The 23,638-nt window shown below is 53.3% G+C and carries 21 protein-coding genes; 1 reads left to right on the top strand and 20 read right to left on the bottom strand.

Going from position 1 to position 23,638, the window contains the following annotated elements; translation table 11 throughout:
• Positions 1 to 129 precede the first annotated feature (129 nt).
• A complete protein-coding gene (locus tag FRY98_RS13265) occupies positions 130 to 639 on the top strand; it encodes a C40 family peptidase (protein WP_148452447.1) in 510 nt (169 codons plus the stop codon).
• Positions 640 to 756: 117 nt separating this feature from the next.
• On the opposite strand, the gene FRY98_RS13260 is transcribed toward FRY98_RS13265, so the two are convergent.
• From FRY98_RS13260 to metH, 20 genes are all read right to left on the bottom strand, one after another.
• Complete coding sequence (locus FRY98_RS13260; RefSeq protein WP_148452445.1) at positions 757 to 1,431, bottom strand: winged helix-turn-helix domain-containing protein; 675 nt, start codon at positions 1,429 to 1,431, stop codon at positions 757 to 759.
• Positions 1,432 to 1,558: 127 nt separating this feature from the next.
• Positions 1,559 to 2,593: a MoeB/ThiF family adenylyltransferase gene (locus tag FRY98_RS13255; protein ID WP_148452443.1), complete on the bottom strand. Its 1,035-nt coding sequence runs from the start codon at positions 2,591 to 2,593 to the stop codon at positions 1,559 to 1,561.
• A 66-nt stretch (positions 2,594 to 2,659) separates the two neighbouring features.
• Positions 2,660 to 4,210 carry an ABC-F family ATP-binding cassette domain-containing protein gene (locus tag FRY98_RS13250; RefSeq protein ID WP_148452442.1) on the bottom strand — a complete coding sequence of 517 codons (1,551 nt, stop codon included), beginning with the start codon at positions 4,208 to 4,210 and terminating at the stop codon, positions 2,660 to 2,662.
• A 141-nt stretch (positions 4,211 to 4,351) separates the two neighbouring features.
• Positions 4,352 to 5,347, bottom strand: a complete 996-nt coding sequence (locus FRY98_RS13245; protein ID WP_148452440.1) for a hypothetical protein — start codon at positions 5,345 to 5,347, stop codon at positions 4,352 to 4,354.
• Entirely contained in the window at positions 5,334 to 5,888 is a 555-nt protein-coding gene (locus FRY98_RS13240) for a hypothetical protein (RefSeq protein ID WP_148452438.1), read from the bottom strand. The genes FRY98_RS13245 and FRY98_RS13240 overlap by 14 nt, the downstream gene beginning before the upstream one ends.
• A 12-nt stretch (positions 5,889 to 5,900) precedes the next feature.
• Positions 5,901 to 6,335 (bottom strand): hypothetical protein, encoded by a 435-nt coding sequence (locus tag FRY98_RS13235; protein WP_148452436.1) that lies wholly within the window; start codon positions 6,333 to 6,335, stop codon positions 5,901 to 5,903.
• Positions 6,336 to 6,339: 4 nt separating this feature from the next.
• Positions 6,340 to 6,831 carry an ABC transporter permease gene (locus FRY98_RS13230; RefSeq protein WP_148452435.1) on the bottom strand — a complete coding sequence of 164 codons (492 nt, stop codon included), beginning with the start codon at positions 6,829 to 6,831 and terminating at the stop codon, positions 6,340 to 6,342.
• A gap of 19 nt (positions 6,832 to 6,850) precedes the next feature.
• On the bottom strand, positions 6,851 to 8,932 hold the full coding sequence (locus tag FRY98_RS13225; RefSeq protein WP_148452433.1) for a hypothetical protein: 2,082 nt from the start codon (positions 8,930 to 8,932) through the stop codon (positions 6,851 to 6,853).
• A complete protein-coding gene (locus FRY98_RS13220) occupies positions 8,922 to 10,793 on the bottom strand; it encodes an ATPase, T2SS/T4P/T4SS family (protein WP_249043401.1) in 1,872 nt (623 codons plus the stop codon). Before FRY98_RS13220 ends, FRY98_RS13225 begins: the two co-directional genes overlap by 11 nt.
• A 3-nt stretch (positions 10,794 to 10,796) precedes the next feature.
• A complete protein-coding gene (locus FRY98_RS13215; protein WP_148452431.1) occupies positions 10,797 to 11,639 on the bottom strand; it encodes a hypothetical protein in 843 nt (280 codons plus the stop codon).
• Entirely contained in the window at positions 11,636 to 12,316 is a 681-nt protein-coding gene (locus tag FRY98_RS13210) for a hypothetical protein (RefSeq protein ID WP_148452429.1), read from the bottom strand. The genes FRY98_RS13215 and FRY98_RS13210 overlap by 4 nt, the downstream gene beginning before the upstream one ends.
• Before the next feature lie 14 nt (positions 12,317 to 12,330).
• The gene (locus tag FRY98_RS13205; protein WP_148452427.1) at positions 12,331 to 13,236 is read right to left on the bottom strand and encodes an SAF domain-containing protein; all 906 of its coding nucleotides are present in this window, start codon (positions 13,234 to 13,236) and stop codon (positions 12,331 to 12,333) included.
• A complete protein-coding gene (locus FRY98_RS13200) occupies positions 13,237 to 14,736 on the bottom strand; it encodes a serine/threonine protein kinase (protein ID WP_249043400.1) in 1,500 nt (499 codons plus the stop codon). It abuts the gene before it with no gap.
• A 175-nt stretch (positions 14,737 to 14,911) separates the two neighbouring features.
• Positions 14,912 to 16,003 carry an SAM-dependent methyltransferase gene (locus FRY98_RS13195; RefSeq protein ID WP_249043399.1) on the bottom strand — a complete coding sequence of 364 codons (1,092 nt, stop codon included), beginning with the start codon at positions 16,001 to 16,003 and terminating at the stop codon, positions 14,912 to 14,914.
• Positions 16,000 to 16,347 (bottom strand): cyclic-phosphate processing receiver domain-containing protein, encoded by a 348-nt coding sequence (locus FRY98_RS13190; RefSeq protein WP_148452742.1) that lies wholly within the window; start codon positions 16,345 to 16,347, stop codon positions 16,000 to 16,002. Before FRY98_RS13190 ends, FRY98_RS13195 begins: the two co-directional genes overlap by 4 nt.
• 33 nt (positions 16,348 to 16,380) lie before the next feature.
• Positions 16,381 to 17,235: a deoxyribonuclease IV gene (locus FRY98_RS13185; protein ID WP_148452425.1), complete on the bottom strand. Its 855-nt coding sequence runs from the start codon at positions 17,233 to 17,235 to the stop codon at positions 16,381 to 16,383.
• Positions 17,225 to 18,043, bottom strand: coding sequence for an Fpg/Nei family DNA glycosylase (locus FRY98_RS13180; protein WP_148452423.1), 819 nt, complete (start codon positions 18,041 to 18,043; stop codon positions 17,225 to 17,227). Before FRY98_RS13180 ends, FRY98_RS13185 begins: the two co-directional genes overlap by 11 nt.
• 35 nt (positions 18,044 to 18,078) lie before the next feature.
• Positions 18,079 to 18,885, bottom strand: a complete 807-nt coding sequence (locus tag FRY98_RS13175) for a TIGR01457 family HAD-type hydrolase (protein ID WP_148452421.1) — start codon at positions 18,883 to 18,885, stop codon at positions 18,079 to 18,081.
• 219 nt (positions 18,886 to 19,104) lie between these two features.
• Positions 19,105 to 20,037: a ribonuclease Z gene (gene rnz, locus FRY98_RS13170; protein WP_148452419.1), complete on the bottom strand. Its 933-nt coding sequence runs from the start codon at positions 20,035 to 20,037 to the stop codon at positions 19,105 to 19,107.
• Between the two features lie 122 nt (positions 20,038 to 20,159).
• Positions 20,160 to 23,597 (bottom strand): methionine synthase, encoded by a 3,438-nt coding sequence (gene metH, locus FRY98_RS13165; RefSeq protein ID WP_148452417.1) that lies wholly within the window; start codon positions 23,595 to 23,597, stop codon positions 20,160 to 20,162.
• Positions 23,598 to 23,638: the final 41 nt, after the last annotated feature.

The raw sequence follows: 23,638 nt of genomic DNA, 5'->3' as shown, positions 1-23,638 counted from the left end.
TTTTTAATAAAGGGCCTCAAACCAGCGCAGGCCCTGTACTTATAGGCGTGTTGCCAAAAATTAGGCAGTTAAAAACCTGTTATACTTCATTTCGAACCGGTCGACAAAAACATTTGGAGGTACTACAACATGAAATTGCACAACCTATTCCAAAAAGTATTGACGGTAGGGATTGTCTCAACTATCGGATTCAGCACTCTGCTTGCGAGCGGAGCTGGAGCCGCACCGGCCCAAGCTGCGGAAAGCGTAGCGGTATCCAAGGGATCCCAAATCGTAAATTACGGAAAAACATTTATGGGCAGACCTTATCAATTCGGCGCATCGACTTCGACAACTCGAGTATTTGATTGCTCTTCTTTTACGAAGCGTATTTTCAGCAAGTATGGCATCAACCTGCCTCGCACATCCGTGGCTCAATCGAAAGTGGGACGTGCCGTCTCCAAATCGAATTTGAAAGCCGGCGATCTGGTGTTCTTCTCCAGCGGCAGCCGCGCTAACGGACATAACGTGACCCACGTAGCCGTTTATATGGGTAACGGGAAGATTTTGCACACTTACGGTAAACCGGGTGTTACGATTTCCAATCTGAACTCCGGGAATTGGAAGAGAACGTACTTGAAAGCCCGCCGCGTCCTCTAGTCACAGTCGCTTGCGAATTACGTCCGGAAACCTCATTAATATTAGATCATAATAATATGTTACCGATACCCGATAGCCTCTCTATCGGGTAATTTGTTTTTTCCAGAGCATTATTTTTTAGTGAATCATATACCCTGTTCCCCGCACCGTATGGATCAGTTTGCGCGGTCTTCCTTTATCGATTTTTTTACGGAGGTGACGGATGTACACATCGACAACGTTGGTCCCCGTTGCAAAATCATACCCCCAAACCTCCTGCAAAATCTGCTCGCGCTGACAGACCTGCTCCGCTCGTTTGACCAAATATCTGAGCAGGTCGAATTCCTTCGGGGTCAGTTTTATTAGCTCGTCGCCACGGTAAACCTTTCTCCCTTTCATCTCCATTTTGAGGTCTTCATAATTCAATTCCGCGACGTAGCCTTCGGCAAATCGGCCATAAAGCCGGATCAGACTGCGGATCCGCGCCACGAGTTCAACAAACGGGATGGCGGCCTCAACAACTTCGGTCACCCCCGCCTCTAAAGCCGCTATTAATTCCTCGGAGCTCCATTCCTCCAGCATCATCAAGACGGGAAAGCTGAAATGTCCCGCCAGCTCCATTTGCGCATATAACTCACGACCGTCTTTTTCGACATGAACCAGCAAGATTCCTGGCATGTCCCTAGTCAATTCGGCGGCGGTATCTTCAACATGATCACTGCGGCGAACCCGATATCCCGCCTCCTCCAATTTTTGCTGCATCTCTATGCCGGCGGCATCGTTATTGTGCATCAAAAGCACGCTGTCCTTCATATCCTCCCGCCTCGCCCTAAACTTGGTACAATCCTCGTATTACTAACATGGTCAAAACAAAAACGAATCATTCCGCGTAAACCGCGAAATGATTCGTTTTTGACGGCAAGGCGATGGACAGCCCACCTTAGCCTAAATACCGGTCGTAGATGGCTTTCGCTTCGGATATATCCTTTGTCCCGTGTACGAGGGCTCTCCCGTCCTCAAACAACACCAGACGGAGGTGATCCATCGAGAAGGAAAGCAAGAAGGGATTGGTCTCTACCTTCCCATCCGGCAGCTTCTTCAGCTTGGCGGCCACCTCCGGAAGCGATAGTTTGCCTTTGGCCGCAGGCCGGATTTGAACCGTATCCCTGCCGCACAGCACCTCGGTTTTGCGGGAATGGGCAGCGGATAGATAAGGGAACGTTCTCTGTTCCCCGCACGACAAACAATCCGCTCTTCTGGCCGCCCCCACTTTGATTTCCGTCAGCTCATTGCGCCACAGGTCGAAGGTCAGCAGCGTCCGGCGCAGAGCATCCTTATTTCCCGTCAACAGTTTCAGCGCTTCCGTCGTCTGATGAGCGACGACCATCTGAACGACAGGCGGAATAACGCCAGCCGTATCGCAAGTATCGCCACCTAGAGGGACTACGCCAAGCAGGCAATTTAAGCAAGGGGTCTCCCCCGGCAAAATCGTCAAAGTCATGCCGTAGCTGCCGACGCACCCGCCATAGATCCAAGGAATTCCGCGCTTTTGCGAAATGTCGTTAATCACCAGCCGGGTGTCGAAATTGTCCGTGGCATCCATGATCAGATTAACGCCGCGAGAAAGTTCGTCCATTTCTTCGTACGTCACATCCATGACATGGCTTTCCAGAATAATCTCGCTGTTAAGCGCCCGCAAATGCCGCTCGGCGGCAACCGCCTTGGGGAGCCTTTCGGCGGCGTCCGCCTCATTATAAAGCTGCTGACGCTGCAGATTGCTCCATTCCACATAGTCCCGGTCCGCCAAGATCAGACGCCCGACGCCGGCGCGAGCCAGCGTTTCGGCGATCGCGGTCCCCAGCGCTCCCGCTCCGATAATCAGAACCGAGGACTCCGATAATCGATTTTGACCCGCGGCTCCGATCGGCGGGAACAGCTTTTGGCGGGAATAACGATCATGCCGTGTTCCATTCATCTTACTTCAGATCCTTCCGCTAAGAAATCGGGCGCAGCTTGTGCCGATACCGCACACTTCCCCGGGTTACTTCCGGGTAGACCAGGCCTCGACGTCCCAGATTTTGGTAACCCAATCCTCATAGAAGTCAGGTTCATGGGATACGAGCAGAACCGTGCCTTTGAACTCCTTTAAGGCCCGTTTCAATTCTTCTTTGGCGACAACATCCAGGTGATTGGTAGGTTCGTCGAACAAAATCCAGTTCGTCTCCCGCATCATCAGCTTGCAGAGGCGGACCTTAGCCTGCTCTCCGCCGCTCAACGCTTTTAACTGACGGGTAATGTGTTCGTTCTTTAGCCCGCAGCGCGCCAGATGAGCCCGGACCTCATGCTGATTCAAATGGGGGAATTCGTTCCATACGTCGTCGATCGGCGTCCCGTTCCCGGGACGAACCTCTTGCTCAAAATATGCCGGATAAAGGAAATCGCCCTGATACGTTTTTCCGCTTACCGGAGGGATTTTGCCCAGAATCGTTTTCAGCAGGGTCGATTTACCTACCCCATTGCATCCGACGATAGCGATCTTTTCCCCACGTTCGATCGTCATGGACATTTTGGGCAGCAAAGCGTGCGTATAGCCGATCTCAAAGTCGATCCCCTCGAATACCGTCTTGCCGCTGGCCCGCGCTTCTTTAAAACCGAAAATCGGTTTGGCCGCTTCCTCCGGCTTATCGATCCGCTCCAACCGGTCCAGTTGTTTCTCCCGGCTCTTGGCCCGGCCGGACGTCGAATAACGCGCCTTGTTCCGCTGGATGAAGTCCTCCTGCTTTTTGATGAACTCCTGTTGCTTCTCATAAGCATCGATATGCTGGCTTTTGTTGATGTCGGCCATCTCCAGGAATTTGTCATAGTTCGCACTGTATCGGGTGAGTTTCGCGAATTCGAGATGATAAACGACATTGACCACCTGATTCATAAACTCCGTGTCGTGGGAAATCAAAATGAACGCGTACGGATAGTTTTGCAAATAACTCGTCAGCCAATGGATATGCTCCACGTCCAGGTAGTTCGTCGGCTCGTCCAACAACAGAACGTTCGGTTTCTCGAGCAAAAGCTTCGCAAGCAGCACTTTGGTTCGCTGCCCCCCGCTCAATGCCGCAACGTCACGATCGAGCCCGATGGCGGAAAGACCGAGGCCGTTGGCCATCTCTTCAACCTTGACATCGATGAGATAAAAATCCCCGATCTCCAGCTGCTCCTGGATTTCTCCCATCTGATTCAGCAATTCCTCCAGCTCTTCCGGTGTAGCGTCCGCCATTTTATTGGTGATTTCCAGCATCTCTTTCTCAAGCTCGAGCAGCGGAAGAAATGCGTCCTTTAGCACATCCCGCACCGTTTTCCCCGGCGTCAGCTTGGAATGCTGATCCAGGTATCCGTAACGGACCTTCGGGGTCCATTCCACTTTCCCCTCGTCCTTCAGAAGTTGTCCGGTCAAAATATTCATCAGCGTGGATTTCCCCACCCCGTTCGCTCCTACCAGTCCAACATGTTCCCCGGCAAGCAGCCGGAAGGAAACATTTTTAAAAAGGGTCCGGTCCCCAAAATTGTGGGACAGATTCTCTACGGTCAATAAACTCATAATTAACGCACAAGCTCCTTCTATATGAAAATAGGTTTTTGATTCTTTTCAAAAGTGACATTCAAGAACCTATTTTAACATATGGAGAAGAGCTCCGTAACCTCTCAAAATAAAAGACCATAAAAGTGCTATGAGCTGAAGTCAGGGTCCCTGCAAAGGACATCGGGCTTCAAAATAACCTTTTGCCGCGGCATCCTTTGGACTTGCGAATATTTCCGCCCTTTCCGTCCCGGGTCCGCCGAAACAGTGCCTGTGGCCTGCGTACCGAATTCCGGTATTAGGATCGCTCCATCCATAAACCGGCCTTTGCCTAAGAACCCTCCCTCCGCCGAGCGCGTAATTATTGTAATGCTTGCCGCCGACAGGAAGGCCCTGCAGGAAGACAAGGATCCCCACGTCATCGATCGAGTTGTTCCACGCCTCCATCGAGATGGTCGGCAGCGTAAATATATAATTGAAGCCAAGCTTCCTCACAAACGCATTATGATTGTCGATAACCCGGGACAGGTCTTCTTGGATACTGGACACGATGGCCGACCTGCGGACATCCTCAAAGGCTTCTTTTTGCTGCAAAAGTTTGACGGACAATGCGCTGCCCAGCTCCTCCCTTAAACCGCGGTGCACTTCCCCGGAAGCCGAGTCGATGACCGTAATCTGATCATCCAAAGTAAAATAGATCATATTTCCTTCCGCGTCGCGATGGACGTAGGATTTCTTGGGCAGCCAATGATGCCGGGCCAAAACGCTCCCGTCCTCGCCCTCTTTCTCTTGTACTGCGTATATATGGTAACCGTCATAATCGATCACGATAACCGCCGGAATATAGGTCATCAGAAGATCGCGCGAAAGAGCGTCCTCATGCTCGCCCAAATTCAGCAGCAATGTATCCAGCATGGCCGATAAAGCCGCCTCCTTATCGGCGCGCATAAATTTGGAAGACCCGTAACCGGCCTCATAACGCTGAAGCTCGTTTTGACCCAGCCTGCTTCCTGCATCTTGGGCGGCCGTCCTTAAGGCAGCCGTATATTTGAGCTGCAAACGATTCGCTTCCCTGAGCTGCACCGCATCCCACTGCAGCATATATAACGCCGGACAAGCGAGCAGAACAAAAATGACGGCCCAATCAGTAATCTTCATTCAGTACCATTCCCCCATAGGAAATCCGCTTCCCTTCCAAACTTGCGCTCCCCGAGCCGTAGACGAGTTCGGCCAACGTTTCATAAGTTGAACGGGTTTTCGGCTTTATGCTCACTTGAACGAAGTCTCCCGCCGCGAGTTTGTACAGCCGCTCCTCCTCAGCGGTCCCGTCCGGGTTTGCCGGATAGAGAACTTCTAGAATCCGGTCGGTATAATAAGAATCGTAGACTACGGAGTAGCGATCTTGAAAGGTTGCGGGATCGGCCGGATCGCCGTATTCCGGGTGGTATTTTTTTCTCCGGTGCTCGATTTCTATGTCGTACACTTTGCCGCCTACCTCCAGGTTCCGATTGAATTCGCGATACATCTCCGGAGAGAAATATCCCTTATTCCTTACCGCGTCCGTAAACTGAACAAGCGAATTATACGCCGCAAGCATATCGAAATCCGCCTCCCGCTGCGCAAATTCCATAGCCGGATACATAAATACGAGGAGAAGGGACAGCAGGGCAGCCGCAATTTTGGACAGCGGGTTACTCATCCGCGAGCCTCCCTAAATTTTATTAAAAGCAAGCTTATACAGATGTTCCCCTGCATCGTAATAACAGTCCGCCCTGTAATCGCCTTGCAGGTCGAGTAATGATAAAGCCGAACGCAAATCGCGATCCCCACTCCCCCCCGGCTCGTATACCGGCTCTCCATCATATGGGATCTGCTTGGAATCAATGGTGATTTCCAAGCCTTCGCCGGCCCACTCTCTTAACCCGTATAAAATGTGGCTCCCTTTATACTTCACTGCCAGATCCAGCCCTTCGGCTTCCCTGCCAAGTGTTGAAGCGACACTTGCTTTCTGCCCCTGAACGTAAGGGAGTATCCTCTGTAGGGCCAAATCAAAATCCCGGCTACGTTCCAGCGTAAGGAGGAGTGCGGTAAAGCATACGGATGCGGCCACCCCCAGCCAAACCATACTTTTCACGGCATTCAGCATAGGCTTACGGGGCTACCGTCGTCTGTGTGAAAATGATTCCGCGGACAACATTCGAATTATCCTTAATAACCTTGGCCTTGAATTTCCCGCTGGGGTTGACGTATTCATTGAGTTTTTCATTCCATGTGTTCCCGATGTCGGCCAGACTTCGGCCGCTTACCGAGCCGTACTCTTCGTTGGTAAGCGGTCCGCTGATGCGGAGGATGTCCCCGTACCATTGCCCTCCCGAGTTTTTCCCTGTTTTAATTTGTATCCCAAACTCCCCCCGGTCCTTGAATTTACGCAGCGCGTTCGTCACTTGCGATCCGCTCACCGTCGTGTCGTCGTAAACCGTAAAAGAAGCTTGCGAAAGCTCGGTCTGGATATCGGAAAAATTGTTCTGGGCCGTTTTCGTTGCCTCCTGAGCCGAAACGAACAAAATAACCACGATCGTAATGAGTGCGATAGTCAAAAATATTCCTGCCGCCACCTTCAGCGCGGACGATGCATTATTCATAAGCTTAAGCCTCCCATTGTTAAATATGTTGAATCTGCTTAAAGTAAATATCCATCTGCTCAAAGCTCATCCATATTAGCGGTATCACCAAATAGGCAAAAATAAGGCAATACATCGGGCAAAAGCCGAGCAATCGGCCCCAACCCGCTTTGAGATCCAACGATTTCTCATAATCGAGCCGTCTCCGTTCGAATTGGTAGGACATTTCACCATCCAATTCGTCGAAGGCGTCGCGGATCGTGATTCGCTCTGCGGCCAAAAGCAGCTTATCGCAAAGCTGCCGGAACTCGTTCAGCGCGGCTTGTTCCTTCATTTCTCGCAAGGCGTCCTCTCCTCCGTGGCCGTAATGAAGCAAACATTTTTGCAACGGCTCCTTGAATATCACGGCATAGGTATGAAGCCACTCGAGAATTTCTTCCACCGAGATGCGTTCAAGTTCACGTAAAATCGAGATCATCGTTTGAAACTGGTACACTTCATGCCGCATATCCATCAGCCTCATCCCGCGCTGAAACTTCAATACCCAAAGGGGCGAAAAATAGCCGACACAGCCTGCGGTAAGGGATAAAATTAGCTCCCACCATTTCACATACTCCCGATTCCAGCGTTCCAATTTGTCGAGGATTCGCTGGGTTATCCCGGCAGCCTGCTGTTCGTCCAATTTCCCGCCCCCGATCGACCACCCAGCTGCCACGGCTTCCGCGATTTTCGCGGAAGCGATTCCCGACTTCATACCGAGCTTGATCATAATTCGCCGATCCTGTTCAGCCGCCTTTGCGGCCGTTCGGCTGTCCTCTTCCGACATTGTTCCGAAAAAAACGGTACCGGCCGGCGGTTCGCTTAATATCCAGTTCCGGGATTGCGCGTGCATATAGATCAGCGTTCCTATCGCCAAAATGATACAAGCCGCAAACACGGTCATCCTTCTGACTTGGAACTGTCCCACGTCGAGATGGTGATTGACGTCTTTCAACAACCGCTCAAGCCGGGAGTAGGCCGCCGTCGCCGAAGGCGGCGTGAATATTCCCCTCAGCTTACGGACGACGCCCCAACGAAGCAAGCGAGCTTCCCATGGAACCTTTCGGCCCTGCGAGACCCGGTAAGAAGGCATGACCCGGTCTCCTCTCAGTTTTTGCAGCAACACATAGCAGATGAGTATGACTATAAATAGACCGATTTTTACGAACAGTCCGGTCTTGCTCAGATAAAAGTGGTTCATCAGGGGAAAATTCAATCTGGCCCACCGTTCGATCGGCTTGGTAAAGAAAAAAGGCGCCAGCGCGATGATGTTTAAGCCTTGCAGCAAATACTCCAGTCTTTTGCGGCGTAACAACTCCAACTGAATCTCCCCGGCAAGACCGGAAATCCCCCGCAAATATAGCGATCCGCGTTCTCTTTTTCGGTCCCCGAATTCCATGACAAGCCTGGATATTCCCGCAAACATTTTGAGAAAACGGTTCGGCGCAGTTTCATTAAACTTATCCAACGCCTCTTCCGGCTTGCTGTCGGTCAAAGCCTCATATAACCTTTCGGCATGCATGCCGATCTCCGCCGGAACCTGGTCTACCGACTCAAGAATCGCATCGCCGACCATGCCGTGCCTGTGAAAGCCGTGTCTGACCGCCGCAAACCAGTCCAGCATTTGTTCCAGCAATTTTTGTTCCATCCGATTCACGTACGCATCCAGTAGATTCCCCTGGATGACGGCGATCGCAAGCAGCAAGCATATCGCGAACACGATTCCGGATTTCCAGACGAACAGCAGCCCGACGGCAGCCCCATACAGCAAGGCCAGCAGAATGACGAACTTCATGGTCGCCCTTCTTAGCGAAAATTCATCATATCGATGAAGCAATGCCAGGCGTTGGCGCACTTTCAGCACATCGTGGCGAAGCAACGGGGTTTTTACCGATATCGCATAGGATCTCAGCAGTATCGCGAAAAAAACACTCCGCAGCCTTGACGACGCAATTGGCTCACGATTCCATACGTATCCCCGTTTACGCTCCTTCACGTCGAGCAGACGACCCGTTCCATACAGCAAAGCGAATAGGCAGAGGGCCAACCCGAAAATGACGACAAGCAAAGATTTAAGCTCCAAGCCGCTCCCCCCAATGCTTATCCAGAAACGCACCGAAGCGCGCCGCTTCCCTTGGGGACATCTCCCGAAGCATTTCCTCTTGGCACTTCATGGATAGGGGTTCGACCGGAAAATATCCGCCATTCCGGTATTCCACAATCACCCTTTCCCTGTATCCATTGGAGCGGCCTAAAAGCCCGCCCTGGCTGTGGTCTCCGGCATATTCCCTACTTCGCCCGCGACGTTCATCTTGCTTGCAGCATTCCGAAATCCGCTCGATGTACCTGTTTCCTTGGCGATCCTTGCACAGGTGAACGTCAAAATCGAGCACCTTGGCCACCTGCTCCTCCGCGATTCGCTCATCGCGGAAGACCCTCGTCTTAAGGAGGGAATTGCGCAGCGAATCGACCAGATCGCGAAACGTTTTGGCGTGGTGCGTAAAAATAGTAAACAGGCTGGCCACCTGCCCCATCTGGATCATCCAGGCCGCGACCTCGTCAGTCGCCACTTCTCCCAGAATATTGACGGTTCCGTCGGTTTTCTTCTGTACGTCCAGCCCCGCTTGACCGGTGACGTACTCGGTCTCTTTAAAAGTTAAAATATTTCTTGCGGTATACATCCGTCGCAGATGAAGCTCGAACGACATCTCTTGAACCCGCAGCGTATAGGAGGGATCGATATGCTTGACAAGCGCCATGAGGAGCGTCGTTTTGCCGGACCCCTGGGAACCCGTTATCGCTGTAATCCGGTTGCCCTTCATAAGAAATTTCAGCAGCTCGGCGGGCAGTTCGGCGTTATTCCCTTCGATCAGATTTTCAAGGGAGGCGCTCTTCACATCGAATTTGCGGACAAAGAACGCCCAGGTTTCGGCAAATGGAGGACGTACTACAACGACCCTCGACCCGTCCTTCATTTCGTTGACCTTATAGCCGTTCGCCTCGGACAGTTGGCCGGGCAAATTAAACTTGTAGATGTTTTGGCATACCCGCTTCAGTTCGGCCTCGCTTCCAAAGGTTAGAAAGGACAAGCGCAAACTTTTCCCCTTGTAAAAAATCCATACGCTATCCCAGGCGCGCGTCACCTTTTTCCCATCTTCATCGAGCGAAACTCCCGGCCATTCACCACCCCGCTCGGGAACCGAGTCTCCCCATAAGGCGCCGTTCCCGGGGATGCCGCTGACTCCCCCGCTGACCCCGTCGATACGCTGTTCGCGAACGGCATCGATGACGGAAAAGCCTTTGTACATTTGATAGACCCGCTGCACGACCAAATCAAGCTTTTCCGGGAACGAAAGCAGCCTGAATTCCCGGTAAAAAATCCGGTCGATATCTTCGGCCGTAATCTCAAACGCTTCGCCCTCCCCTTCCTCGGAGAATGCTTTCGCCCGGTCGAGCCCGTACTCGTCAATCATGGTCGAGAGTCCGTCGGGTCCGTGTTTCTTCTCGTACAAATAGAGCACGATATCAAACCGGTCCTGGGCCGTCAGCTTTTCCCGCTGATCGAAAGGAATGATGCGTCCGATGTTGCTTTCATTAATCCCGTAGCCCTTTTGCAGCAAATCGCGTATAAACATTTTCACATAGCGTTTATCCTGCGGATCGCCGTGCACGCATCCTTTTAGCGCCTGACGCAGCTCAGCCCGGGATTTGACTTTACGTTTCCACGCTTCTTCGTTCATTCCCCAATCGTTGGAGGGGTTACGGCTCAGCTCGTGAATCTGATGCTTGATAAAAGCGATCAGTTCGTCCATCGAGTAGCGGTCTTGCGCAATCGAACGCTCCCCGGGATCTTCTTTGGAAATTCTGACTCTAAACCATAAAGCCGACAAGCAAGTCAGGACCAGTGCTAAGCAACCTAAGACGTTTACGGCTGCGCTGTTCACAGTTTATGCCCCCTTTTCGCCGGACAAAGGTGCTGCGCGTCCGGCCAGCGTATAAATGGCTTGGCAAAACGGAATGAGCCCGCGCAGCATTTCATCCCTTATTTTCTTATCCTGGCGCACCGGGCAGTTAAGCCTGAAAAATTTCAATAATTCCCGGTTATTCCAGGCATCCGAAAATTGGGTGCTGTAGGATATACCGAAAGCGGGAAGCTTGCAGGCAAACCTCCGGCAAATATTGCGCACCGTCCACTGCGACCCGGAATCATAGGGATAGACGGCGATCAGTTCAGCCCCGGTAGTGCGACCGGTTTTCCGATCCAATGTCTGATCCCGAAAGAAAGCTTCCAGCTCCGATCTATCCTGGCGTAAAACCGCCACCCTTAAAGGCACGGGCTCTTTCCTATACCAATCCCCGGATGGGATGGCGGTCTGTTCGGAAAAGCGGGTGCGGGAAAAGCAAATATCGTAGACCTGACCCGCGATCGCGTAAATCCTCTCCTTTTCTTCCAAGTCTAAAAGCGCCTCCCCTTCCAGATGAGAAGGTCCGGTCAAAAGATCCAGTCTCCCGATGACGACAGGCGTCGTATAATCCGGAAAGTTGTGTTTCGTCAGCCTCTCATTCACGGCAAGCCTTCGGATCGCGTCCATCCCGTTCTCCGCAAGCAGCGGAAGCGAAGCATAATGGTTTCCATGAACGGAAAAACCGGCTTCCAGCCCTGTACCGCGGGGGTCTTGATTTAAAAGCAACATGCGCATCGGATAGTTTAACGCCATATATAGCGCACTTGCCGCCACTAGCTGCGGTGAACCTCCCCAACCGGTATCCTCAAATATAATCCGGCTCATGCCCTCCTCCTTTCCGCTTGCCGAAGCGTCTTCCTCGCGTCCTTACCGGTCCATCCCGCCAATTCCTCGAGCAAGGTCCGCAACGCCTTTTTATAGGATCTCGATAATCTCGCCATCCGCAAAATATGACGATACTCATTCTCCAGTTGAACCGCCAAATTGCTCTCACACCACGGGATTTCAAGCACATCCCTGGACCAACGAACCGGCAACCCCTCCATGCCGCTTAATATGTATTCCGGTTTTAAAGAACTGTCGACCGTACGAATAAAAACCGGCCAAAGCTCGAGCATTTGCAATTCGGGCCAGCGTACAAACAGTTGTTTAAACCATTCCACCGTGCGCTCGACTTCGTATCGGTCGAAGGAAGTGACCCAAAGGGCTTCATTCGCCATACTCCAAAGCTCTCTAGTCCCGAAATGCATCGTTTCCATGTCGTACAAGCAGAAATCGTACTCGCTGCCGGCGGGTTCCCCCAACATGCCGTCACAAATGTCAAAACCGCAAAACTCGGTCACGCTCAGCACCGAATCGCCGCCTCCCAGGATGTAGCGGTATTTCCCGCCGTCGGTCAAATCTACCAACAGCGCCCGCTTCCCCGCTTCGCCGAGCGCTTTGCAAATAAAGAGCAGCAGGTCCCTTTTATCGCTTTTTCCGGTAAAAATTATACGTTTCACAGCCCGCTCCCCCCTTATTCCAATGGCCGCATCTCAAATTGCTGATCGTCTCCGGCTGGCTTCGCTCCCGCCCCGGGACCGGACGCCTGGAGACCCGCAAATTCCGCCGCCGACTGTGCCGACATTCCGGCCAAATCGGCTTCCAGGCCGGCTCGGGCGGACCGGTTCAGCGCTTGTTCCGCTTGATGAACGATGTTGGGATCTTTCCGGATTAGCTGAAGTACGGCATCGTTCGCCGGGTACGTCGGCACGGCCTTGGCCTGCAGTCCGGGTTCCACATACAACAAGGCGTAGATCGATGCCTTATGCAGGTAAGCATCGACGATTGCGCTCGATAGGGACAAAATCTCGGCTTCGTTCAGCGTCATTGTAACTACGCCGTCCGCAAGCGAGATCACCCTTTTTTTCGCCAGCAAAATGTAGTCCTGACCCGTAGGGAATTGGATCCGTACATCTACGGTATCCTGATTGCCCAGCGTCCCGGGAAGCTGAATAAAGCCCATTTCCCGGTAACGTAAATCCGCGGAAGTCGGTTCCTCCTCATTTAACAGCGCTTCGGTCAGCAGCGTATTGGCGGAAAGCCTGAGTTTGACGGTTTTGCCGACAACCTTGTCCTTGGAGATCAGCAAGTCCGCCGGGGCGGTTTGAGCCGGAAACTCGACAGGGGCCACATCCTCCCCGCGGATCAGATGTCCGGCTGGAAGCGGCCGGGAAGGCGCCCACCCGCGAATATACTTTTGTTCCGAAGCTTCCTTCAACCGCGCGATCTCGGCTTCCAAAGCCCGGCGTGTTTCGGCCGATTGCACGGCGTACCGATGGGTCCGCATACTCATCCAGACGGTAAAAACAGCGGCGGTAACCACCGCGCCGATCACGGCGGCCAGCATCAGTTGCCTTGTCTTTCTTCTCCAAAGAAGCAATCAATCACGTCCCTTCCGTTTTTTTCGATACCAGCGAATCCCTCTTCCCCTATCCTGACCCGGGGCGGGCAGAATTCCCCCGCACACTTCCATTAGCGCTTGTTCCAGCAGAGGGCCGGGGCAGAATGGGCAGCCGTCCGCAGGAAGCCCAATGATCCTGATACCTCCCCATTGTTTTCGATACCATCGAATGACGTCCGAAGAGGCCATCGGAACGCAGCAAACCATGTTTCCCTTGGCGGCCAAGGGATGCTCCATGAAAGCGGCCAGATCATCGAGCCTCCACGCCGCTCCCGGCGTAACCAGGATGGACAAATCCGCCCGCGAGAACTCTTCCATCATCTCCTTGCGCCTGCTGGATCCAAGATCGCATACGACAAACTCGTAGCGATCGGTGAAGATCTCCAGCAGCTCCATTTTGCTCGAGATATGAACGTAGTCCACTCCGTGAAGCCGAAACCCGGCAGTACTCCCGGGATGCTGATCGCATGCCTCTTCCCCGGCCCATCGGGCGATAGCCCCCATGGCGCTGGACTTCTCATCCGTTTCCACAATCGCCACGTTTCGCGAACTGCGTGATAATATATGGGCTAACGCGATGGAGACATAGGTAGCCCCCGAACCCGGAACGGAAGCCATTACGGCGATAACATGAGGACGCCGCCCCCGCAACGGAGCTCCCGCCGTCATGCGAAGCCTCGGTTGACATATCGGCAACAAGGCCCTTCCGGCTTCTTCGGCTGAGGCGAATCGTTCCTCCGGATCTTCCCGGAGCAGCTTGAAGACCGCCTCCCTCAACTCGCCGTAGCCTCTGCTTCGGAACTCCCGGTCGGCTGCTTCCGACCAGGAACTGTATCGGCAGCCTGTTCCCAAATACAACAGCACGGCCCCAAGCGAGTACAAATCCGCCCGCCCGTCACTTTGCCTACCTCCATACTGTTCAGGAGCCGCAAAGCCTACGGTTCCCAGTTGAATCGTATCCTCCGGCCGCTCCGGCTTATACTTGCGCGCGATGCCAAAATCGACGAAGCGAATTTCCCCTTTGCCGTCCACCAGCAGATTGGATGGTTTTAAATCCCGATGCACGATCGGCGGCCGGCGGCTATGCAGGTACTCCAACCCTTCGCAAATTTGCAGGCCGAATCGCGCCAATTCCTGAGCGGGAGGTGCTTCTTTCCGGTTCAGGACAAACCGGTCCAGATGAACGCCCTCCACGTAATCCATGACCAGATACGAGTAACCGGAATCCCGCAGCTGAAAAAAATCCACAATTTGCGGAAGCCGCGGATGGCTCAATCCGATCAGAAGCTCGGCTTCCTCTTCCGGACGGACCCCAATTCCCTCCGTGCCGAAGCATTCCTTTACGGCCCACCGCTTCCCCGGCAGCTTTAAATCAGAGGCCAGATACACCCGGCTCATCCCGCCCTTACCGATCAATCGGTCTAAACGATATCTGCCCGCCAGAATATCGCCCATTTCAAAATCCGTAACGGACGGCAAGTCTCTCCCTCCCTTCTGACGCAAAAAAGCATCCCCTGTTCCGCACCGATCTTTAGAAGACCGAACGGACAAGGGATGCTTTCCCAAACGTCAAATTTGTATAATTTTGGAACAAGTATAGACCAAAAGGTCCCGACTTGTAAAGTGCTTTTTTGCCTCAAATTAATTAATCTCATTAATATTTAATCATATATAAGGTGATCTCATCGCGGTTGTGGAACAACTGCTTGGCCCGCTGAATCTGAAGCCGGGCCGCTTCAAAGGTTTCCATGATCTCGTGAATAAGCGCCATCGGCTTCTTGCTCAGCAGTTTTACGGTCACGATCGCTGTTCCCCCCGGTGCAAGGGCATAGAGCAGCTCCGTAACCAGTTTCGCGGTCAGCTTCGGATTCCAGCTCATGTCACAAACGAGGAGATCGAATTGGTTCTCGCGAAATTTAACACTGTTCGCATTCTTGCGCAAATGCGTAAGCAGCGGATTGCGGAGCACATCGGGATGAAGTTTGGCCGGATCGACCGCGGTCACCTTCATCCCCCGCTCCAGCAGGAAAGAAGTCCATCCTCCCGGTGCGGCTCCGATGTCTAACGCTTCCCGGAAAGAGGCAAAGTCAATGCCGAAGATCGACTCGGCCTCAAGCAGCTTGAACTTCGCCCGGGAAATTTGCCCTTCCTCCCGCTGAAACCGGATCGCACCGCCATTCCAGTCGGATAAATTGTCCGCCGGCGCGCTGATGCCGGCCATCATCCGATCCTTGGAGGCAAATACGGAAATAACCCAATCCGCCTCCCTGACGACGATTTCCGCATCGATGCCGTCCAATCGCGCCTGAAGCGCCTCCTTTAGTTCGGCGGCGCTGTTCGCCCAGACCGCTTGCTCCGATTTACGGGTCTGGATCGCAACCTTGGTTCCATGCAGCCGGGCATCCCCCCGCAAAAAGCCGGAAAGTTCCGCCAGCGCATGCTCAATGTCCGCGGAAGATGCCTCCTCCCTGTTTGGCCATTCCCATTGCACCTCGAACAGATGGCGCAGAAACACGGGCTCTTTCACGCGCAAAGATTCTACCACCCGCTGCGGTTCAGCTTGCAACGACGCGACGAAAATCTCCCCTGGCACCAGCATGGTGCTTTTGACGGACCCGAATTGTCTGCGGAGCTCTTCCTGCGCGTATGGAGCAAAACCATGGTTGGCCGTACATACCCATCTTGTTACGGATTCCGATTCTGATTCCGATTCCGTAGCGGTTCCCCGCTCAATCTCGTTGTTCAACGCTTGCGACCTCCCGCTGTTCGTTCAATTTCCTCCAACCGTTCGAACGGAATCGGCCCGTTATGCAAAATGACATGCTCAGGCTTATTTTGGTACAAAATCTCGTACATACTCTTCTTTCCGTACATGCTCGAGGTATGGAGGTAAATTTCACGAGCGTACAGCCCCTCCCGCGCGATCGCGGCTGCCGCTTCGGAGCCGGTTTTCTCTCCCGGTCCCATATCGTAGTCCAGCGACAAGATGTCCACTTCCGCCATCCTCAGCAGCTCCAGACACTCATCCACGGATCTGGCTAAAGTAAATCCTTCGGGACAACGTCGAAAGTCGTCCATATACACATGAATCACAGTCGTTCTTCCTTTCCGCGGTATTTCAGACTAGCTTTCCACCCAACGCCTGATCCGGTCCATATCTTCTCTATAAGTGCCGTCGCTTCCGGCTTCACTCTCCAGGATCAACGGCTTCTCCTTCACCGGGCTGTACTTAAGCAGTCTGCGGAAGCCGTTCTCCCCGATATATCCCTGCCCCACCCTGGCATGGCGATCTTTCCGGGACAGCGCGGGGTATTTGGAGTCATTGAAATGGACCGCGGCCAACGCGTCCCAAAACCCCAGTTCCTCCGCTTTCGCCGCGAACGTGTCATCCTGTTCTCCGGTCCACATGCCTGAGGCGAATGCATGGCAAGTGTCCAGGCAAAAGCCGATGCGCTCGGGATGGTCGGACAGCTTGCGAATCTGCACGAGCTCCTCCACCGTCATTCCCATGTCTCCATGATCGCCGGCCTGGTTTTCAATCAGCAGTCTGGACTGTCCCTGCCAATCCCGAAGCACTTCATTAATACATTGTATAATATTTTGGTAGCCTTGTAAGGGGTTTCTCTCCTTATATATTCCAAAATGTACAACAATTCCCACAGACCCGCAAGCTTCCGCGATTTCCAGATCGTTGCGCAGCGATTTCACCGTTCTGTCGAACTGTTCCGCCTGGGATGCGGCACTCACCGCGAGATTGCTCGGATAAGGCGTATGCGCTATGGATAAAATGTCATGATTTTGACAAAACTTCCGGCAGCGCTCCGCATCCCTCTCGTCAAACTTCTTGACGGTTAAACTTCGCGGATTTTTGGGAAAATACTGAAAAGCTCCCGCTCCCATGCGGTATGCGGCCTCCGCGGCGCCGTAAAAGCCGCCCCGGATGCTTAGGTGCCCGCCTACTTTAACCTTAGCGATCATACTGACAGCCCGGACTGTAAAAAACTTTACGTCCGTTCAATTCGGTCTTCACGATAGCGTCGCCGCAGCGCGGGCAGTTTTCCCCTTCCCGGTCGTACACCCGACACAGCTCGTTGGCTCCCCCCGTCAGCGTATCGTTCTTCGTCAAAGGAAGCTCCATATACCCGCCGGCTTCCGTCATCTCCGTCAAGACCTCAAGCATGGCTTTGTAAACGGCGGATATTTCGGTCTCGCTCAAATTCTGCACTTTGGCCGATGGTCGGATCCCCGCCGCAAAAGCAATCTCGTCCGCATAACAATTGCCGATCCCCGCGATCACTTCCTGATTGACCAGGACAGTTTTCAGGCTGCCCCGGCGTTTCCGCAAAAGTTCGGCAAAGACCGCTTCGTTCATTTTACGCCCCAACGGTTCGGGACCAAGATGCGACAATGCTTCCTCCGCTTCTTTTGCGCTGAGCAGATGCAAATAACCGAGTCTTAACCCGATAAAATAAAGCGTCAAATCATCGCCGAACGTGATCTCGACCTGCGTGTTCCGCTCCGGACGGTCTTCGCCCGATCCCAAGTAAAGCAGCCCGCCCAGCATCAAATGAAGCAGCAGGCGGCGTCCGTTGTCCAGGTGAAACAGCAAATGCTTGGCTCTCCGTTCAATAAAAATAACCTGTCTGCCTAGGAGTTCTTCAATAAAGCTTCCTTGAGGCAGGTTGAGCGATTTCTCCCGGTTAACGACCACATTAGATATTTTAAGGTCCAAAATATGTTTGGAGAGCTGAATTCGATAATTTTCCATTTCCGGCAATTCCGGCACAACACATCTTCCCTTTCATTCACGATGTAAAATATCTATGAAGAGCCGCCGATCAGCCTGCGCACTTCATTCAAATCCCGGCAGATCAGATCCGGACGGACTCCTGAGGCTTCCAAATAACCCTCGAGATTTTCCGAATTCGTGACGCCCGTCAAAGTCAATATCGTCCCGCAGCCCGCATGAGCGCCCGCCGAAATATCCGTCATCATATTGTCCCCGATCACCGCCACTTCTTCATGGCGAAGACCGAGTTTATCGATCGCATGCTTCATCAATATGCCCGACGGTTTCCCGATCACGACCGGCTCCACCCCTGAAGCGGCCTGGATCGCAGCGGCTATCGTACCCGCCCCGGGCATCAGACCCTCCTGGGAGGGGAGCAGCAGATCCGGATTCGTCAGGATATATCCGGCTCCACTTCGAATCCAGCGGGCCGCTTGCGTCAATGTTTCATATGTAAAATTCCGGGCGATTCCCTGGACAACATAGTCCGGACGTTCCTCCACCAGTTCAAGGCCAGAGTCCCGAAGCGCCGTAAGCAGACCGGCCTCCCCGATGGGAGCCACCCTGCAGCCCGGGTGGCGGTCCGCAATATATTCCGCCGCGGCGACCGCCGAGGTGCAAACCTCTTCACTCCGAGCCGGAATCCCCATCGCCTGAAGATGCTCGGCCACTTCACCGGGAGTCCGGGAGGAGTTGTTGGTGACAAACAAATAGGGAATCCCCAGATCCCTCAGTTCGGAGATAAGCCGGTCAGCCTGAGGTATCATACGGCTGCCGTGATATAAAGTTCCATCCAAGTCGATCAAATAGGCCTTCCAGGCCGGCTTGGCTACATTCATTTTCCTCACCTACTTGTATCCATTGTACAAATAAACCCGAGCCCCAAGCAAATTTCCCGGACGCACCCGGAAAGTTTTCTGTCAAATGCGCCGCGCGCCTTGCCGTCTAACGTCGAACGGGATCGAAGAAGCCCTGATATCAAGGCTTTGGCGCTATCAAAGTTTGCAAGGGCCTGTCATTTCCTGCGCTTTCCCGGAAAATAAATCGGCCGCGATTTCCTATTCCCCGCCTCTTTTGACCGGGTACAATTCATGTTCCCTGGCAAGATGCGCATTCGGAAACACCGCCTGCGCCTCCCGCTGTAGTTGCTGAAGCTGATCCTCGTATTTATAGCGCGAACTGAAGTGGGTCAGGTACAGGCTTTTCACCCCGGCTTGTCTGGCCGCCTCCGCAGCTTGTCTCGCCGTGCTGTGATGATAGGTGAACGCCGTTTCGGCCAGATCATGCATAAACGTCGCCTCGTGAACGAGCGCATCCGCCCCTTCCGCCAAAGGTACCACAGCCGGACAAGGGCGTGTATCACCTAAGATCGTGACGACTCTTCCCGGCTTGGGGCTCCCGAGCACCTCCGCAGGATGTACGATGCGGCCTTCCGGCGTAGTCACGCTTTCGCCTTTCTTCAATTTCCCGAACAAGGGGCCTGGCTCGATCCCGTGCCTTCTGAGAAGGTCGATATCCAGTTTGCCGGGAAGATCCTTCTCGGTCACCCGGTAGCCGTAACTCGGTATCCGGTGATCCAGCTTTGCGGCTTCCACACGGAACGTTTCGTCCTCAAATATCCGTCCGCCTTCATGCTCCAAAATCTCCAGCTTGTAATTAATTCGCGATTCGCTTAGATCAAGCGCCATTTGAACAAATTGTTTCAAACCCGGCGGGCCATAAAGCTTTAAAGGCGTATCCCCGCCTTGATAAGCGCGGCTGGACAACAAACCGGGCAGCCCAAAGAGATGGTCACCGTGCAAATGGGTGATAAATATACACTCCAGCTTGCTCAGCTTTAAAGGAGAGCGGAGAATTTGATGCTGCGTCCCCTCTCCGCAGTCAAACAGCCAGAAAGATCGCCGCTCGTCCAGCAACCGAAGCGCAAGCGAAGTTACGTTTCTTTCCAGCGAAGGTACTCCGGCATTCGTTCCCAAAAAATACAACTCCATCGCATTACCTCCTATCCGGACGCTAATCCGTCGGTTTCCCCAGCCCTGACATGGTATGGCGTTCTTTCGTTTCAATCGCCAAAACCCTCCGAAAGCTCGGAGGGTTTGCAGACTGGAGTAAGTTAAGCTTTATCTACGTTAAAATACTGGGCCTGCGGATGGGCGAATACCATCGCCGACACCGACGCTTCCGGCTCCATCATAAAGCCTTCCGTCAATTGAATCCCGATATCTTCGGGCTTCATTAATTCAAACAGCGGCTGCTGATACTCGAGATCCGGGCAGGCCGGGTATCCGTAAGATACGCGAATCCCTTGGTATCTCGCGCCATGGCGCTGCTTCATCGTCATTTCCGGCGGATCCGGGAAGCCCCAGATATCGCGCATGATATGATGCACGCGTTCCGCCAAAGCTTCGGCGGTTTCCAGCGCCACCGACTGAAGGGCATGCGAACGCAGGTAATCCCCCTTGGCTTTCCACTCTTCCGAAAGCTCCCTCACTCCCTGGCCGGCCGTGACCACAAGGAACCCGACATAGTCCATCATACCGCTGTCTACCGATTTTAGGAAGTCGGAAAGACAGAGAAAAGGTTCGACCCGCTGCCTTGGGAATGTGAACGTTTTGAGAACGCGGGTATTATCCGCGGGATCGTAGATGATAATATCGTTCCCCGACGATTGGGCCGGAAAGAAACGATACATCGCCTGAGCCCGGATAATTCCTTTACCGGCGGCATCCCGCAAAATTTCATCCACCGTTTTTTTAAGCTGAACGGCCTTTTCGTCCCCTTGGGCGAGCAATTGCTCCACCGAACCGCGCAGACCCAGGTGATGTCCGAGCAGCATCTGCATATTAATGTACGGAATAATATGATTGATCGGATAATCCCGCAGCACATGCCGGTCCAGGTCCGGCGGAATAAACACAGGAGCATCGGTCGAGATATTCGAGCGGACGGCCCGGCTTAATTCCGGAAGCGGTGCCGCAGGAACGGCTTTGGCATCGGCATCTTTTTCAGCCTCGATATCCTTCCGGATTTCTTCACGGTGCGACGGATCCATCAGCTTATTGGCCAGATCCAGCCCGTCCATCGCATCTTTGGCGTACACCACCAGCCCGTTGTACTCCGGACGAATCCGGGTTCTGGTAAATTTACGGGTTAAAGCCGCCCCGCCGACGAGAATCGGGACATCGATCCCCGCATTGCGTAAGTCCTGGGCGGTGGTCACCATTTGCTGCGCCGATTTCACCAGCAAACCCGACAAACCTACCGCGTCCGGAAGCTCTTCCCTGCAAGCTTCAATAATACGTTCCGGTGGTACTTTTATACCCAAATTCACGATGTGGTAACCGTTATTGGACAGAATGATCTCCACCAGATTTTTTCCGATATCATGAACATCGCCTTTTACCGTTGCCAGCAAAATTTTACCCTTAACGGAGGATTCGTTCTTTTCCATGAACGGCTCCAGGAACGCGACCGAGGCTTTCATAACCTCCGCGCTTTGCAGCACCTCGGCTACGATGAGCTCGTTGTTGTTGAACAGGCGGCCGACCTCTTCCATCCCCGCCATCAACGGTCCGTTGATGATCTCGAGCGCACTGTATTTTTTCAGCGCTTCTTCCAGGTCCGGAATCAACCCGTCTTTCGTTCCTTCCACGACGTAGGAAGCCAGACGTTCCTCCAGCGATAGATGCACGGCTTTTTCCTGCTTCACCACTTTCTTGTTGCGGAAAGCCGCGACGAATGCGGCCAAGGTCTCGTCGTTCGTGTTGTAAATCAGCTCTTCGGCCAGCCGCCGCTCTTCTTCCGGAATGGAGGCATAGCGTTCCACCTTTTCGGTGTTTACGATCGCGTAGTCCAGCCCTGCTTTGGTGCATTCATATAAAAATACGGAGTTAAGGACCTCGCGTCCGGCTTCCGGCAGGCCGAAGGACACGTTGCTGACGCCAAGCACCGTATGGCACAATGGCAGCGCCTCTTTAATCAGACGAATCCCTTCGATCGTCTCTTTAGCCGAACCGATATATTGCTCATCGCCGGTGCCGACCGGGAACACAAGCGGGTCGAAGATCAAATCCTCGGGATTCAGCCCGTATTTGTTCACGAGCAGATCGTGCGACCGTTTCGCCACCTCCAACTTGTCTTCGCGCGTGATCGCCTGACCCCGCTCATCGATCGTCCCTACGACGACGGCGGCTCCATATTTATGAATCAGCGGAGTCACCTTTTCAAACTTCTCCTCGCCGTCTTCAAGGTTAATGGAGTTAATAATCGATTTGCCTTGGCAGTAACTGAGCGCCAAATCAAGCACTTTCGGATCCGTCGTATCGATCATCAGCGGCACTTTGACCTTTTTGACGACCAGCTCCAGGAACAACTTGATATCCTCGGCTTCGTCACGGTCGGGGTCCTGCACGCAAACGTCGATCACCTGTGCCCCGTTTTTGACCTGGGCACGCGCGATTTCCGACGCTTCCTCATATTTTCCTTCCACGATCAAACGCTTAAACTTGCGTGAACCGAGAACATTCGTTCTCTCCCCGACCATATACGGCCGGTTCGCCGACTCGATATAGACCGGTTCAATCCCGGAAATCGCCGGCGGATGGCTCCCTTCGATATCGCGGGGACGATAATGCGACATTTTGTCCGCAAGGGCCGCGATGTGGGCCGGTGTCGTCCCGCAGCAGCCGCCGGCGATATTGAGCCAGCCCTGTTCCGCAAAAGCGGCCATCTTCTGGGCAAGCGAATCCGGCGACTCATGGTAGTTTCCGTTTTCATCCGGAAGTCCGGCATTCGGGTGGCAGCTGACCCCCGCCTTGGCCATTTCCGCAAGCGTGCGGATATGATCCCGCATAAATTCCGGACCCGTTGCGCAGTTGAGCCCGACCGATATCGGTTTTAAATGTTCCAGGGAAATATAGAAGGACTCGATATTCTGGCCCGCCAGCGTCGTTCCCATCGGCTCAATCGTTCCCGAGATCATCAGCGGCAGTTTTTTGCCTGTCGCCTCGTAAGCCTGCTTTATCCCGATACTCCCCGCTTTAACGTTCAGGGTGTCCTGCGACGTTTCCAGCATCAACGCGTCGACCCCAGCGTCGATCAAAGCGACGGCTTGTTCCTGGTAGCTGGCCGTTAATTCATCGAAAGTAACGCCGCCGGTTACCGACAACGTCTTCGTCGTCGGACCGATCGCACCAACGACATATCGCGGCTTGTCCGGGGTGCTGTATTTCTCGGCCGCGGCGATAGCCAGGCGTGCGGCCGCCAAATTAATCTCACGGGCACGATCCTGTAAATCATATTCAGCAAGTACGACGGAAGTGGCGCCGAACGTGTTCGTTTCGATCAGATCGGCTCCTGCTTCCAAATACTGTTCATGAATCGTTTGTATGACATCCGGACGGGTAAGCACCAATATTTCATTACAACCGTCCAGTTCCTCTCCTCCAAAATCTTCAGGTTTGAGGTCCACTTGCTGGATCATGGTTCCCATCGCTCCATCAAGGATCAATATTCGTTCTTTTATTAAAGATTCCAAGCCTGGTTTACTCATGATCTGTTCCCTCCCGTAAAACGTTAAGTTTTAGTTTATCA

Origin of the sequence: Paenibacillus faecis, from assembly GCF_008084145.1 — a bacterium.
GTDB classification, from domain to species: domain Bacteria; phylum Bacillota; class Bacilli; order Paenibacillales; family Paenibacillaceae; genus Fontibacillus; species Fontibacillus faecis.
Note: the sequence above shows the minus strand (reverse complement) of the source record. Positions and strands in the feature narration are given on the sequence as shown.